This is a genomic window from Pseudomonas sp. ES3-33, from assembly GCF_000952175.1.
GTDB lineage: Bacteria > Pseudomonadota > Gammaproteobacteria > Pseudomonadales > Pseudomonadaceae > Aquipseudomonas > Aquipseudomonas gregormendelii.
The window spans coordinates 113251-126659 of the sequence record NZ_JZRI01000044.1 but is presented as its reverse complement, the minus strand read 5'-3'; the positions used below and the strand labels follow the sequence as shown (position 1 = coordinate 126659).

Annotated in this window: 13 protein-coding genes; 8 read left to right on the top strand and 5 right to left on the bottom strand. The window is 57.4% G+C overall.

The features are described 5' to 3' along the window. Positions 1–10: 10 nt before the first annotated feature. The 4 genes from UB23_RS06190 to UB23_RS06175 form a co-directional block, all read right to left on the bottom strand. On the bottom strand, positions 11–439 hold the full coding sequence (locus tag UB23_RS06190) for a MarR family winged helix-turn-helix transcriptional regulator (protein ID WP_045058443.1): 429 nt from the start codon (positions 437–439) through the stop codon (positions 11–13). A gap of 155 nt (positions 440–594) precedes the next feature. Beyond that, positions 595–1893 carry a carbohydrate porin gene (locus UB23_RS06185; protein ID WP_045058442.1) on the bottom strand — a complete coding sequence of 433 codons (1299 nt, stop codon included), beginning with the start codon at positions 1891–1893 and terminating at the stop codon, positions 595–597. 103 nt (positions 1894–1996) lie between these two features. Next, positions 1997–4402: a glucose/quinate/shikimate family membrane-bound PQQ-dependent dehydrogenase gene (locus UB23_RS06180; RefSeq protein ID WP_045058441.1), complete on the bottom strand. Its 2406-nt coding sequence runs from the start codon at positions 4400–4402 to the stop codon at positions 1997–1999. Between the two features lie 318 nt (positions 4403–4720). After that, positions 4721–5635 (bottom strand): pyridoxal-phosphate dependent enzyme, encoded by a 915-nt coding sequence (locus UB23_RS06175; RefSeq protein WP_045058440.1) that lies wholly within the window; start codon positions 5633–5635, stop codon positions 4721–4723. Between the two features lie 72 nt (positions 5636–5707). Between UB23_RS06175 and UB23_RS29175 the strand changes: the two genes are divergently transcribed. Beyond that, positions 5708–5938: a hypothetical protein gene (locus UB23_RS29175; RefSeq protein WP_152644246.1), complete on the top strand. Its 231-nt coding sequence runs from the start codon at positions 5708–5710 to the stop codon at positions 5936–5938. Between the two features lie 65 nt (positions 5939–6003). Here the strand turns inward: UB23_RS29175 and ppk2 are convergent, their stop codons facing one another. Beyond that, positions 6004–6921 carry a polyphosphate kinase 2 gene (gene ppk2 / locus UB23_RS06170; protein WP_045058439.1) on the bottom strand — a complete coding sequence of 306 codons (918 nt, stop codon included), beginning with the start codon at positions 6919–6921 and terminating at the stop codon, positions 6004–6006. A 185-nt stretch (positions 6922–7106) separates the two neighbouring features. Here ppk2 and pstS point away from each other — a divergent pair, with 185 nt between their 5' ends. The 7 genes from pstS (at position 7107) to UB23_RS06135 (ending at position 13405) form a co-directional block, all read left to right on the top strand. Further along, on the top strand, positions 7107–8135 hold the full coding sequence (gene pstS / locus UB23_RS06165) for a phosphate ABC transporter substrate-binding protein PstS (RefSeq protein WP_045058438.1): 1029 nt from the start codon (positions 7107–7109) through the stop codon (positions 8133–8135). A gap of 74 nt (positions 8136–8209) precedes the next feature. Beyond that, positions 8210–9175: a phosphate ABC transporter permease subunit PstC gene (gene pstC / locus UB23_RS06160; RefSeq protein ID WP_045058437.1), complete on the top strand. Its 966-nt coding sequence runs from the start codon at positions 8210–8212 to the stop codon at positions 9173–9175. Further along, positions 9175–10068 (top strand): phosphate ABC transporter permease PstA, encoded by an 894-nt coding sequence (gene pstA, locus UB23_RS06155; protein WP_045058661.1) that lies wholly within the window; start codon positions 9175–9177, stop codon positions 10066–10068. Before pstC ends, pstA begins: the two co-directional genes overlap by 1 nt. A gap of 76 nt (positions 10069–10144) precedes the next feature. After that, positions 10145–10906: a phosphate ABC transporter ATP-binding protein PstB gene (gene pstB, locus UB23_RS06150; RefSeq protein ID WP_045058436.1), complete on the top strand. Its 762-nt coding sequence runs from the start codon at positions 10145–10147 to the stop codon at positions 10904–10906. A 107-nt stretch (positions 10907–11013) separates the two neighbouring features. Further along, positions 11014–11712, top strand: a complete 699-nt coding sequence (locus tag UB23_RS06145; RefSeq protein WP_045058435.1) for a hypothetical protein — start codon at positions 11014–11016, stop codon at positions 11710–11712. Then, entirely contained in the window at positions 11712–12350 is a 639-nt protein-coding gene (locus UB23_RS28310) for a hypothetical protein (RefSeq protein ID WP_082069135.1), read from the top strand. The genes UB23_RS06145 and UB23_RS28310 overlap by 1 nt, the downstream gene beginning before the upstream one ends. Positions 12351–12886: 536 nt before the next feature. Further along, positions 12887–13405 carry a peroxiredoxin family protein gene (locus tag UB23_RS06135; protein WP_052672969.1) on the top strand — a complete coding sequence of 173 codons (519 nt, stop codon included), beginning with the start codon at positions 12887–12889 and terminating at the stop codon, positions 13403–13405. Positions 13406–13409 lie beyond the last annotated feature (4 nt).

The window sequence follows — 13409 nt, the reverse complement described above, 5'->3', positions numbered from 1 at the left end:
AGAGACGGTGTCAGGAAGGCGGAAGCAGACTTTCCATCAGCTTTGAAAGCAGGCCATCAAGTGCCACGCGTTCCTTGGGCGAGAGCGCGCAAACCAGTTGGTCTTCCAGTTGAGAACCGACGACAGAGGACTCGTCAGCGATCCGCGAGCCCTCGGCGGTTGTGCGCAAACCAACGCTGCGGCGGTCGACAGGGTGAGGGGCGCGCGAGATGAGCTCACGCGACTCCAGCTGCGCCAACGTCTTGGAGAGCAGTGTTTTTTCGAGAAAGGCGCGTGATGAAACTTCTTTTGGAGTGATGTCCGGGCAGGCCTGAATCAGACGCAAAACCCGCAATCCGCGGACATCCAGATCCCAGTGCTGACGGTACACGGCGTTCGCGTGCTCCATCAGCAGGGCACTGGTCATATCCAGCTTGAAATTCAGAAAGTCGGAATACATGGCAGGCTCCAGTCGAATGGCTGAAGTATAGCTATATAGTTGAAACATTCAACTATATTCTGATGACTGGTCGCTCTCTGTGTTGAGCCCTGGAGCCGTGAACCCCCGTTGCCGGACAAGCTTGAATCCGTCCGGCACATTGCTGCGTGACCCGTTCAGAGCGCAGCTTTCACCTGCAAACCGAACACCAGCGCATTGTCGATGTCCTGCCCGGAAAACGCGCCTGGTTCGATGATGTATTGCACATTCGGGCGCAGCGTCAGCCAGGGAGTGGCCTGGTAGCCGTAGCCAAGCTCGATCAATTGTTCGGCACTGTCCAGATTCGGAAACGATGCGCCATTGGCGAGCGCGGCGTCCTGCTGCACATCCCGGCTGCGTGGATTGGGCACCGCCCGGCCATAGCCCAGGGCGACGGTGTCACGCGGGCGATTTTCGAACGGTTTGTAAAGAACCACGCCGGTGCCGTACCACTTGCTGAAAGGTGAAGCCGCTTCGCTGGCCGCCGAGTATTGGCCGAAGGCGTGCAGACTGCGGCCCTCGGACGATTGCGAACGCCACACGGCCTGATCAACCAGCAGGTAATGACCGCCGCGGCCGGACACTTTTTTATCGCTGCCGATGCGTTTCACATCGGAACTGTCGTAGTAGTAGCCAACCTTGTACTCGCCGGGCAACTCACCGGCATGCTTGTACACCAGTTCGATCGGCACCACGGTGCCGGTCGTATTTTTCGGGCCCGGATGCCAGGCACGGCTGGAATTGCCGTTGCTCTCGGGATCGACATTAAAGGCCGCCACGCGCAGTTGCCAGGCCGACGACAGGTCGTACTTCACGCGCACGCCCAAGTGGGCGTTGGGGTAGTTGGTCCAGCCACTCCCGCCGGACATGTTCAGCGGATGGCCGCAGAAACCGGCGTTCATGAAGTTGCAGAGAATGCCACTGTCCAGGCCCCCGAGGTCGTTGCCCATGGCCATGTAGCCCAGTTTCACGTTGAGCGCCGGGGTGAACAGGCTGCGCTCGTAACTCAGTTCGGTCAGGCGAGTGTAGAGACCGCCGTAGTTTTCCTGGATGGGCAGACGGTTGCCGACCAGATCCTCGGAGGCGCTATTGCCGCGTCGGTCGTTGATGGTCAGTTGAATCTTGCCGGCGTTATCCACGCCATATAGTTTGCTCAGGTCGAACTGCGCGCCGAGCTTGATGTTCTGCGAGTAACGGGCCGAACGGTGCAGGCCGCCATCGGCGTTGTAGGCGGTTTCGCCGCTGTAATCGCCGGTGAATTTGATGCCGTCCTGATCCATTTGTTGGCGCAGACCACCCCAATCACCGGTCAGGGTATTGCGGGTCAGAAGGTTAGAATCGGTGTCGGCGAAGGCGGGCAGGGTGGCGCTGCAGGTCAGGCCCAGCAGCAAGCCGTTGAGCCAGCCTGCATGGGAAAAGCGAACAGCCAAAAACATGGGAGACTTCCTGGTGCAATCTTGAATGATTTCGTAAAGCGGCGCGGCACCCGCAGGCGCCGCGCACAGAGAGATTGCCCGCCAGCGAGGCGGGCACAGCGGCTTACGGCAAGGCGTAAGCCATCACGTAGTCGCCGCGATCGGTCGACTGGCGCGCACCACCGGCGGTGATGACGATGTACTGCTTGCCGGTCTTAGGGGAAACGTAGGTCATCGGGCCGCCCTGACTGCCGACTGGCAGGCGGGCTTTCCACACCTCTTCACCGTTGGCGCTGTTGAAGGCGCGCAGGTAGAAGTCCTGGGTGCCGGCAATGAAGATCAAGCCACCTTGAGTCGACAGGGTGCCGCCCAGGGTTGGCAGACCGATCTTGATCGGCAGGTGCATGCGAATACCCAGGGGACCGGTGTCTTCTACGGTGCCGACCGGAACCTGCCAGGCAACTTTCTGCGTCTTCATGTCGATGGCGGTCAGCGTGCCGAACGGCGGAGCCTGACAAGGAATACCGGCAACCGACAGGAAGCGGTTTTTGTTCACGGCATATGGCGTGCCCTTGAGCGGCACGGCGCCCATCCCAGTGTTCAACGATTCGCCACCGGAAGCGGCTTGGGCCTTGTTCTGCGACGGGATCATCTGAATCCACAGGCCCAGGCGCATGTCGTTGACGAAGATGAAGCCGTGCACAGGGTCGGTGGAGATGCTGCCCCAGTTCATGCCACCCAGCGAACCTGGGAAACTCAGCGATTTGTCGGTACCTGGCGCGGTGTACAGCCCGTCATAACGCATCGATTTGAAATCGATTCGGCACAATAGCTGGTCGTACGGCGTTGCACCCCACATGTCGGATTCGGTCAGGTGCTGAGCACCAATCTGCGGCATGCCCACCGATTTCGGCTGGGTAGGTGAGTAGGGTTCGTTAGGGATATTTGCCGCCTTGACCGGTACTTCTTCAACGTCGGTCAACGGCTTGCCGGTGGCGCGATCAAGCACGTAGATCTGCCCGGCCTTGGTGCCGATGACCAGCGCCGGTACGGTTTTGCCGTCCTTGGTGAAGTCGATCAGGCTTGGCTGCATCGGCAGGTCGAAATCCCAGAGGTCGTTGTGAACGGTCTGGTAGACCCAGCGTTCTTCACCGCTGGTGGCGTCCAGCGCCAGGATCGAGGCGCCGTAGGTGTGATCGAGCTTGCTGCGCTCCACGCCATAGATATCGGTGGAGGAACTGCCCATCGGCAGGAATACGGTATTGGTTGCCGCGTCGTAAGACATTGGCGCCCAACTGTTCGGGGTGCTGCGCACATAGGTACTGCCGTCTGCCGGTGCCTGTTTATCCTGCGGATTGCCCGGGTCGAAGGCCCAACGCATGGCGCCGGTCATCACGTCGAAACCACGGATCACGCCACCGGGCATGTCGGTTTGCACGTTGTCGGCCACGCGACCGCCAACCACCACGGTGGTGCCGGCCATCAACGGGGCCGAGGACAGCTGATAGTAGCTGTCCGGCACATCACCCAGGCCTGCCTTCAGATCGACCTGACCGTTGTTGCCGAAACCCTGGCAGAACTCACCGGTGTCGGCATCGACCGCGATCAGGCGGGAATCAATGGTGTTGGTCAGCAAACGCCGCTGGCAATTGGCTGCCGGGGCAGGTGTGGCTTCGATGATGCTTGAGTTGCCTGGTTGAGCAATTGCCTTGGTGGCATCGAAATACGCCATGCCACGGCAACGCTGCCAGACTTTTGACTGCGCGTTGATCGGGTTTTTCCAGAGTTCCTTGCCGGTATCGGCGTCCAGCGCGATCAGGTTGTTGTGCGGGGTGCAGATGAACACCTTGTTGCCTATCTGCAGCGGGGTGAGCTGGTCTTCAGCGCCGTTGCCATCACTTTGGGCGACGTCACCGGTGTGATAAGTCCACGCCACTTTCAGCTTGTCGACGTTGGTGCGATTGATTTGATCCAGTGCGGCGAAGCGGCTGCCACCTTCGGTATTGCCGTAGTGGGCCCAGTCCTTTTGCGCTTTATCCGGCTCGACCGGCGTCAGTCCCGGGCCTGTGCCGGTAGCGACCACTGTCGGATGTGCAACGAACATATTGCCGGCGGCCACCGCCAGTCCGACTGCCAGTACCGCAGCGATGCCATAAGCGCCACGGCCCGGAATGCCACCGTTTGCCCGCTTGAGCAGCGGATACACCAAGGTCACGGCCAAACCGATCGCGCTGAACATGAACAGGCGCGAAAACACCGGCCAGAACACCAGGCCCGCGTCGCTGATGGCCCAGATGGCGGTACCCGCCAAAAATGCAGCAAACAGCCAGGCACCCGCCAGTTTGAAACGAGCGATCAGCAGACCGGAAGTGGCCATCACCAGCCCACCCACCAGGAAGTACCAGGAACCTCCAAGGCTGACCAGTTTCACGCCGCCTGCCGCCAGTGCCAAGCCGAGCAGGGCGATGATCACTCCCAGCCCGACCAGAATGAATTTTGATATGCCCGAGAGGCGTTGACTCTGCTTCACGTTGAGTATCCCGCTGAAATGATGTGAGCATTATATGGATAGGTAACTATCTAGTTAAACCATAATTTCAGGGAAAGCGCATTTCGTTGCGCTGCCGCGCCCGATCAAAGACGGGCGCGAAGCAGAGATTTTGCAAATGTTGCTGAAACGTCCGCGAAAGTCTGAAATTTGTCAGGCCACAGACGAATATCGACAGGTTTAGACCACTGCGTACTGGTGCGAATTTCAGACTCTGACGTTAACCATCGATAATTAACCGACGTATGGCGGGTGGCACGTCGGCGTATTCAGTCGTTGCACTCACGTCGCACCACTGCATCATGGCTGCACAATCCATTGTCGAATTTGTGCCAGTGTTGCGGTCGCACCCCCGCAAGCAACAATCAGCACCTTCCTGTACGGCACCAGGGAGTGGTGATTGTAGGCTAGGGACAGCGCAGCGCCGCAGGCAGGCTCGACGAGTACGCGATGATCAAACAGAAATCGCTCGCAGGCATCCACGGCTGCCTGGTCGGTCACTACGACGCTGTGGATTTGATGAGTGTTGGTGTATTGGAAGGCCTGATCGCAAATTCGCTTTGCTCCCAACGATGTCGCAATCGATTCGATCCGCTCTAACTCAACCGGTTTACCAGCAACCACTGCAGCATGGAACGACGCGGCTCCTTCAGTTTCAACGGCGATGACCGGAACGTCATGCCAGCCGTTTCGCTGCAAGCCTTCAACAATGCCGCACAGCAGGCCGCCACCACCGACTGAAAGGACTACCACATCAGGTTTCTGGCCAGCTTGCGCCACTTCATCAATCAGAGAGGCATGTCCAGACCATAGCAGCGGATCATTGAAGGGGTGAATGAATGCTTTTTCTGGTGACATCAGCGTCAACGCCAGCTCATTCGCTTCTTGCCACGAGTCTCCGTGGACGATGACCTCCGCTCCTTCCAGGTTCAGCAATTCCTTCGCGCGCTCACTCGTCGTTTTGGGAACCACCACTGTTACGGGTATACCTAGTTGGCGTCCCGCGTAAGCGACTGCAAGACCAGCGTTACCTCCGGAAGAGGACACAAAATGCGTGGCCCCATGACGGTGGTGCGTTTCGCAAGCGTGGCCGACGCCACGGATCTTGAAGGATCCGCACGGCTGTAAAGCATCCATCTTCAGCCAAACGGAACGCTCTGCAACAGCGCTGAGTGGTCGGGATTCGATGAGGGGAGTATTGATATGCAGAGGCATGGTCACAATTCCAGTATACGAGGAAGGTTGGTGGTTGAAGCTGTCGTCTCAGCCGCGGTTCGGGGCCAATGCTTGGACTTCGATTTCTCGAATATCCTAAAGGTTGAATCTGATCCGCGCCCCCTGGAAAAAGTTTGGCAGCCTGCGCTGCAACCGCGCTTGAAAAAGCTGGGACCCATTAACCGACCTGGCGAAGCTGTTACCTGGATTTTCAGGCAAAAAAAAGCTGCCTGGAGTGGCAGCGGAAAAACAGCAGGCGTTGAACAGCCTGAGTATTACTGCTGGAAAGTGACAAAGCGATGACGTTTTTTGACATTGCAGCGATGGCTAAACACAGTTCAACCTCACGCCTGCCAGCCAGGCCTGTCTTAATAGACCTGAGGCACAATGAGCTCCGATGGCGTCGGGTTGCGGGAGTAGTCCTCCTGCCGCACGCGTTGAGGCAGTTCGATCACAGGTAGCTCCACTTCCTCATAGGGCATTTGCCCAAGCAGATGATGGATGCAGTTGAGTCGGGCTTTTTTCTTGTCGTCGGCTTGCACCACCCACCACGGTGCTTCGGCGATGTGGGTGCGTTCGAGCATGATTTCCTTGGCCTTGGTGTAGTCTTCCCAGCGCCGCCGGGACTCCAGATCCATGGGGCTGAGTTTCCACTGCTTGAGCGGGTCATGAATGCGACTGAGAAAACGCAAATTCTGTTCCTGGTCGGAAATGGAGAACCAGTATTTGATCAACTGAATGCCGGAGCGTGCGAGCATCCGCTCAAACTCTGGCACTGTGCGGAAAAACTCTTCGTACTGATCGTCATTGCAAAATCCCATGACCTTTTCGACCCCGGCGCGGTTGTACCAACTACGGTCGAACAGCACAATTTCACCTGCTGCCGGCAAGTGCGAGACGTAACGCTGGAAGTACCATTGAGTACGTTCGCGGTCGTTGGGTGCAGGCAGGGCAGCGACGCGGCATACCCGAGGATTGAGTCGCTGGGTGATGCGCTTGATGACACCACCTTTGCCGGCAGCGTCACGTCCTTCGAACAGGATCACCACTTTGTGGCCGGTCTTGACCACCCAGCTTTGCAATTTCACCAGTTCGCCCTGCAAGCGGAACAGTTCGCTGAAGTAAATCCTGCGGGCGGCTTTTTCGCTGCTTTCGCCGACGTGCTCATCAAACAGCGCGTTCAGGTCATGGCCGTCTTCGGATAATTCCAGTTCCAGCTCTTCATCGCTGTGATCCAGCAATTCACGGTGGATGCGCTGCATCAAGGCGTCTTCTACAGAGGACATGGGCGGAACTCGCGTGGTGGGGGATGGCAAAGTCTTAGTCGCATTTTGTTACTGACAAATGACACCAGAAGGCGTGATTGCGACAGGAGAGGGGGACAAACGGGCGTTTTGCCACTGCACTTTCATAAAACCGTAACAAGTTTGTTGCAGAGTTGCCGAGCCCGAAATCACAAGGATTTTCCTGAATGAAACGTCTGATGAAGTCTGCTGCACTCGCCGTTGCGGTTTCTCTCAGTGCCACGTCGGTGTTTGCTGCCGAGAGCGTCCGCCTGACTGGTTCCGGTGCGAGTTTCCCTGCCCCGATTTACCTCACCTGGTTCAAGGATTTCAGCAAGAAAACCGAAGGCGTCACGGTTGACTACCAGTCCAAGGGGAGCGGTGCGGGTGTACAGGACTTCCTGAACAAGACCGTCGACTTCGCCGCCAGCGACTCGGCGATGAAAGGCGAAGACATCGCCAAGGTTGCCGAAGGCGTGCAATTGCTGCCGATGACGGCCGGTGAAATTGTTCTGGCGTTCAACCTGCCGGGCAATCCTAAAGAGCTCAAGCTGCCTCGCGATGTTTACTCCAACATCTTCCTGGGCAAGATCACCAAGTGGAACGATCCGAAGATCGCCGCCGCCAACCCGGGCCTGAAACTGCCTGACATGCCGATCACCGTAGTGGTGCGTGCAGACTCCAGCGGTACCACGGCTGTATTCACCAAGCACTTGGCAGCGATCAACGCTGAGTTCCAGAAAGACTTGGGCGAAGGCAACACCGTCAACTGGCCTGCCAGCGACAAATTCATCAAATCGCCGAAAAACGATGGCGTGACCGCCACTGTTCGCCAAACCCCGGGCGCGATTGGCTACATTGAGTACGGCTTCGCCAAACTGGCCAAGGTTGACTTTGCCCAACTGCAGAACAAGGCCGGCAAGTACGTGGTTCCAAATGCCGAAAGCGGCGCCGAAGCCCTGGCTGCGGTGAAAATGCCGGAAAGCCTGGTGGCCTGGTTGCCGGATCCGGATGGCGCGAATTCCTACCCGATCACTTCCTACACCTGGATGATCTTCCGCAAGGACAACGGCAACCCGGCTAAAGCAAAGGCCATGCGCGAGATGGTTGAGTACAGCCTGACTGAAGGTCAGAAGATCGCCGATTCGATGGGCTACATCCCATTGCCTCAGTCGGTTGTCGATCAAGTTCGCAAAGCTTCCGCCAACATCCAGTAAGGCTCGCCAGGTCGCTCTCGGCATGGGTTGTCAGCCATGCCGGGAGCGTTCCCCCCTTGTTCCGGAATTAGCCAATGAACACACCTTTTGTCGTACCGGTTAACCCGGGTTCCGCCTGTCAGCCGCCCTCTACGAAGGATTTCCTGGTTGATCGCACCTTCCGTGCGCTTGCGCGAATAGGGGTGGTTCTGATTCTGGCGTTGGTCTTCGCCTTGGTGTTCGAGGTGGGACGCAAGGCCCTTCCAGGCATGGAGAAGCACGGTTTTGACGTCATCTTCGGCAGCGTCTGGGACGTTAACCAAGGCAAGTACGGCATTCTGCCGGCCATTTGGGGCACGCTCTACAGCGCCCTGATCGCGTTGCTGATCGCAGGCGTTTTCGGCGTCAGCATGGCGATTTTCCTCACTCAGGATTTCCTGCCGGCGAAATTGGCGGCCGTGTTTCGCACTATCGTCGAGTTACTCGCGGCCATCCCCAGCGTCGTTTATGGCTTGTGGGGGATTTACGTGGTGATACCGGCGATCCGCCCTCTTACGGCGTGGTTGAACAGCGAACTGGGTTGGATTCCTTTTTTCGGCACGTCCTTGAGTGGGCCGGGGCTGCTGCCTGCGGCGTTGGTACTGGCCATCATGATTCTGCCGACCATCGCTGCGGTTTCGCAGGACGCCCTCACCGGCGTACCGATGAAAACCAAACAGGCCGCCTACGGCATGGGGACCACCCATTGGGAAGCAATTCTTAAAGTGATGGTGCCCTCCGCGGCGACCGGTATTTTCGGCTCCCTGGTCCTCGGCCTGGGTCGTGCGCTGGGTGAAACCATGGCGCTCGCCATGCTGGTGGGCAACGCGAACAATATTTCGCTTTCTCTGTTTGCTCCAGCTAATACCCTGGCAGCCTTGTTGGCGCTGAACTTCCCCGAAGCCGGGCCCAACGAGATTGAGGTGTTGATGTATGCCGCTCTGGTGCTGATGTTCATCACGCTGCTGGTGAACGTCCTCGGTTCCATGATCATGCTCTACGCCCAGCGGGGTAACAAATGATGACTGACCTCACGTCAGCTATAACCGCAGTGCCCAGCCTGCAGCGCAAGTTCGAAGGCCGCGCCCTGCGCAGCCTGGTGTTGACCACGCTGGTTTGGACCGGTGCGTTGCTGGCCAGCGTCCCGCTGATTTCCGTGCTTTATATGCTGATCATGCGGGGCGGGGCACGCCTGAGCCTGGAAGTCTTCACCGAATTGCCGCCCACCGGTTTCGAGACGGGCGGTGGCTTCGGTAACGCGATGGCAGGCACCTTCGTGATGGTCGGTATAGCGGCCGCCATCGCGGTTCCGGTCGGCATCATGGCCGCCATTTTCCTGGCTGAACTCGGGCCCGATAGCAAGCTGGCAAATGCCGCGCGCTTTGCCGCCAAGATGCTCACGGGGCTGCCTTCCATCCTGGCCGGGGTGTTTGCCTACGCCCTGGTGGTGATGACCACCGGTACCTACTCGGCGCCGGCAGGTGGCGTGGCACTGGCGGTACTGATGCTGCCCATTGTCGTGCTGACGGCTGAAGAGTCGATGAGGATGGTGCCCAAGATCATGAAGGATGCCGCCTACGGCATGGGCTGCACCCGCTCGCAAGTGATCTGGAAAATAATCTTGCCGACCGGCATGCCGGCAATCCTCACAGGCGTGATGCTGGCCGTGGCACGCGCTGCGGGCGAAACCGCGCCGTTGTTGTTTACCGCGCTGTTCAGCAACTACTGGATCTACCACGACGGCAGCCTGGCGGTGATGAATCCGACGGCATCGCTTGCCGTGCTGATTTACAACTTCTCCGGCATGCCCTTCGACAACCAGTTGGAGCTCGCATGGGCAGCCTCGCTGGTGCTGGTGATGATCGTGCTGGTCGTGAATATTTTCAGCCGCATTTTCGGCAAGCCCAAGTACTGAGAACGGGAGCATCTGAATTTTGAACGTATCAACTGCGCAAATAGCCGCTCCGTTTGTTACCCAGACACCGGTGGTCATGGACTGCAAGCTCGACAAGATTTTCTACGGCAATTTCATGGCGGTGCGTGACAGCCATGTGCCAATTGAGAAAAACAAGATCACCGGCTTCATCGGTCCTTCCGGCTGCGGTAAAAGCACCGTGCTGCGTAGCCTCAACCGGATGAACGACCTGGTGAAAGGGTTCCGCTTTGAGGGCCATGTGCATTTTCTCGGGCAGGACGTTTATGGCAAGGGTGTTGATCCAGTGGTCGTGCGCCGCTATATCGGCATGGTGTTTCAGCAGCCGAATCCGTTCTCCATGAGCATCTTCGACAACGTTGCCTTCGGCCTGCGCCTGAATCGCTATAAAGGTGACCTGGGCGACCGTGTCAAGCATGCGCTGCAGGGCGCCGCGTTGTGGGATGAGGTCAAGGACAAGCTCAAGGTCAGCGGCCTGTCACTCTCTGGCGGTCAGCAGCAACGGCTGTGCATCGCCCGCGCCATTGCCACCGAGCCGGAAGTGCTGTTGCTGGACGAGCCCTGTTCAGCGCTTGATCCGATCGCCACTCGCCGTGTTGAAGAGTTGATGGTCGAGTTGAAGAAGGACTACACCATCGCCCTGGTGACCCACAACATGCAGCAGGCCATACGCGTGGCTGATACGACTGCCTTTTTCTCGGTGGATATTTCCCAGGGAACGCGCACCGGCTACCTGGTTGAAATGGGCCCGACCACCCAGATTTTCGGCAGCCCGCGCGAACAAATGACCGAGGATTACATCAGCGGCAAATTCAGCTAGGCAGCACACATTTGATCAAGGCCGCATGCCTCTCCAGCGCCGAGAAAGCGCTTTTGGCTGGTATGCGCTCGTTTTAGTTTCTTATCTACCGTTTCGCAGGATCGCCAATGTCTGCAATGCGTCGTCTTGATTTACCCGCGATTGAACGCGCGTTACGTAAGGTGCAGGGCCGTTTTTCCGAGCTCAGCCGGCACTTTACCGAGCCGCGTGATCCCTTGACCGACGAGGTGTTGCAGAATGTGCTCGAAGGCTATGCGCTGATCGATGACTATGTCGCACGTGGCGTGGACCTGTTCGACCTGCAGCAACTGAACCTGATGCTGGAGATCAATGCCACCGTTTTGTGCGGCCGAAACCCGGCGCGCCGGCATGAATACGCTCAGCACCTTGCGGCGACCGAGGAACACTTCTTCAACAATGTTGAGGGGGGGATAAAGGATTTGTACAACTGGTATTGCGCCTATCGCAGTGAGTCCGTGTGGAAGCGCGCGGCCGGTGTGTATGTCCGAATCCTCAGCAAGCCGCAATTGTTCATTGAAGGTAACAACCGCAGCGGGTCGCTTATCGTCAGCTATTTGCTCATGCGTGCAGGTTTGCCGCCGTTCGTGCTGACGCTGGAAAACGCCGAGGGCTACTTCAACCCGTCATCGGTCATACGCAACTCTGCCAAGCATGGAGTCAAGGCGTTGTACGAATTGCCCAAGATCAAGAAAAAATATGCAGCCTTCCTGGAAGAACAGGCGCCTGATCCAATGAAATTTTTTCTTAAAGACAAGCCCTTGCCCCTCTACCAGGAGGGTCACTGATGAGCTGGAATCCAATGCTCGCTACTAAATGCCGAGCTTCCGGCAGCCGGGTATGGCAAGCCATCCGGCGTGCCATCCCGTTGCAGTTATTCAGGCGTCAGCGCATACGAATTTCGTTCGATATCGATGACACCCTGGCCTGCCAACTTCACCATTGCTCGGTCGAGGCCAGCCGGCTGCCTGCCTGTGTTCATCGTTGGCTGGGTGAACCGTTGCGTATCGGAACACGCTCCCTGACCCAGGAATTACGTCGCCAGGGCTGCAGTATCTGGGTCTACACCTCGTCCGGTCGTACTCCGTCCTACATCAGGCGTTGGCTATTGCTGTACGGCATCCGCGTCGACGGCGTGGTCAACAGTGTGCTGCATAGTCGCGCTCTGACAGCGCATGGCCTGTCCAATGCCCCCTCGAAATTTCCGCCGGCATTCGATATCGACTTGCATGTCGATGATTCCGAGGGCGTGCGGATTGAAGGGCATGATCACGGTTTTCGCGTTGTTGTCGTGCATCCGCAGGATGAGAGCTGGGCGCAGAAAGTCCTGGATGCTGTCGCTGTAGTCAAGGCGCAGCTCGCTAGGCAGCAACCGCTCAGGCATAAGGAACCAGCGCAACAACCCTCGCAAGTTTATTCCTCCTGACGTCGAAACGTCTGAGTTATCTGGATCATTCACAGCAGCATCTTGGGTGGGGCAGTAGGGCGTGTGTCAACACTCCTGCCATAGACCTTGCCGTCCAATAGATCGTAAAGGTGGGATGGCTGGACGCTTACAACCAAGCAACAGGGGCTGTCCATTCACGGGCCTGCTTGGCCATTGAGCTGAGTTGATCCCGGTTTGCCCTATTCGGCCTCTGGTTACATGAGCCCTGGTGGGTAATTGTAAGACTCCCCTATACATGGCACTCGGCCTGCCCAATCATTTACATCAGATTCGATGAGCACACTTCGCGTACACAGGGGCAGAGAACGGCCGGTTTCAGCCCTTCGCGACGGGCAGTAGTCGACCAGTAGTACTACCATTTGCGACAACATCATCTCGCGATTTGAAAAATTAGGCGCTTGGCAATTGATAATAGTGAATGAATAAGCTCCTAAAGAACGCACTAACGCACATGTACGTCTAATATCCACAGACACACATCGGAATTTCTTGAGCCATGTCTAGGTTATTCTCAGATGAAAACGTCTCTCACGATTTTTATCGCGCTTTTGCTGCAGGCGCCGATTTACGCTTGGTCGCAGCTCTCTAGCAGCGCAATTCCAGACTTTACAGCGACTGTGCTGACAGGCGAAAAAGTCAGTTCCGCCCAGTTGATCGGCCAGCCGACGATACTGATCGTTACGCCAAGCACAGATGCTGCAACGGACACCCGCCTATGGGCCGAGGCGCTGCGTAAAAATGTTGACCAGAGTGAGGTGCGCATTATTGACGTGCTTGCGATCGACCTTCCGTTTTTCATGAGCGAGGAAGATGCCATTGGCCGGGCGAAAGAGAAAATCCCGGCGCGCTATCAGGACCAAACCTGGATTTTGAGTAAGTCAAACCTCGAGACCGCTTTGAACATCCCGAGCAGTAGCGCCAAAGCATTCGTATTTGTTTTGAATACTCAAGGGAACATTCTTGCCCGCGTCAAGGGCAAGCCGAACAATGCCAAGCTCATGGAAATAAAACAGGCTCTTCGCTCGATGAAGTAGGAAG

What these genes read in the sequence shown, in the direction of transcription:
- UB23_RS06190 (WP_045058443.1), bottom strand. Translation starts at nt 439, where the DNA reads ATGTATTCCGACTTTCTGAATTTCAAGCTGGATATGACCAGTGCCCTG.
- UB23_RS06185 (WP_045058442.1), bottom strand. Translation starts at nt 1,893, where the DNA reads ATGTTTTTGGCTGTTCGCTTTTCCCATGCAGGCTGGCTCAACGGCTTG.
- UB23_RS06175 (WP_045058440.1), bottom strand. Translation starts at nt 5,635, where the DNA reads ATGCCTCTGCATATCAATACTCCCCTCATCGAATCCCGACCACTCAGC.
- ppk2 (WP_045058439.1), bottom strand. Translation starts at nt 6,921, where the DNA reads ATGTCCTCTGTAGAAGACGCCTTGATGCAGCGCATCCACCGTGAATTG.
- pstS (WP_045058438.1), top strand. Translation starts at nt 7,107, where the DNA reads ATGAAACGTCTGATGAAGTCTGCTGCACTCGCCGTTGCGGTTTCTCTC.
- pstC (WP_045058437.1), top strand. Translation starts at nt 8,210, where the DNA reads ATGAACACACCTTTTGTCGTACCGGTTAACCCGGGTTCCGCCTGTCAG.
- pstA (WP_045058661.1), top strand. Translation starts at nt 9,175, where the DNA reads ATGACTGACCTCACGTCAGCTATAACCGCAGTGCCCAGCCTGCAGCGC.
- pstB (WP_045058436.1), top strand. Translation starts at nt 10,145, where the DNA reads ATGGACTGCAAGCTCGACAAGATTTTCTACGGCAATTTCATGGCGGTG.
- UB23_RS06145 (WP_045058435.1), top strand. Translation starts at nt 11,014, where the DNA reads ATGTCTGCAATGCGTCGTCTTGATTTACCCGCGATTGAACGCGCGTTA.
- UB23_RS28310 (WP_082069135.1), top strand. Translation starts at nt 11,712, where the DNA reads ATGAGCTGGAATCCAATGCTCGCTACTAAATGCCGAGCTTCCGGCAGC.
- UB23_RS06135 (WP_052672969.1), top strand. Translation starts at nt 12,887, where the DNA reads ATGAAAACGTCTCTCACGATTTTTATCGCGCTTTTGCTGCAGGCGCCG.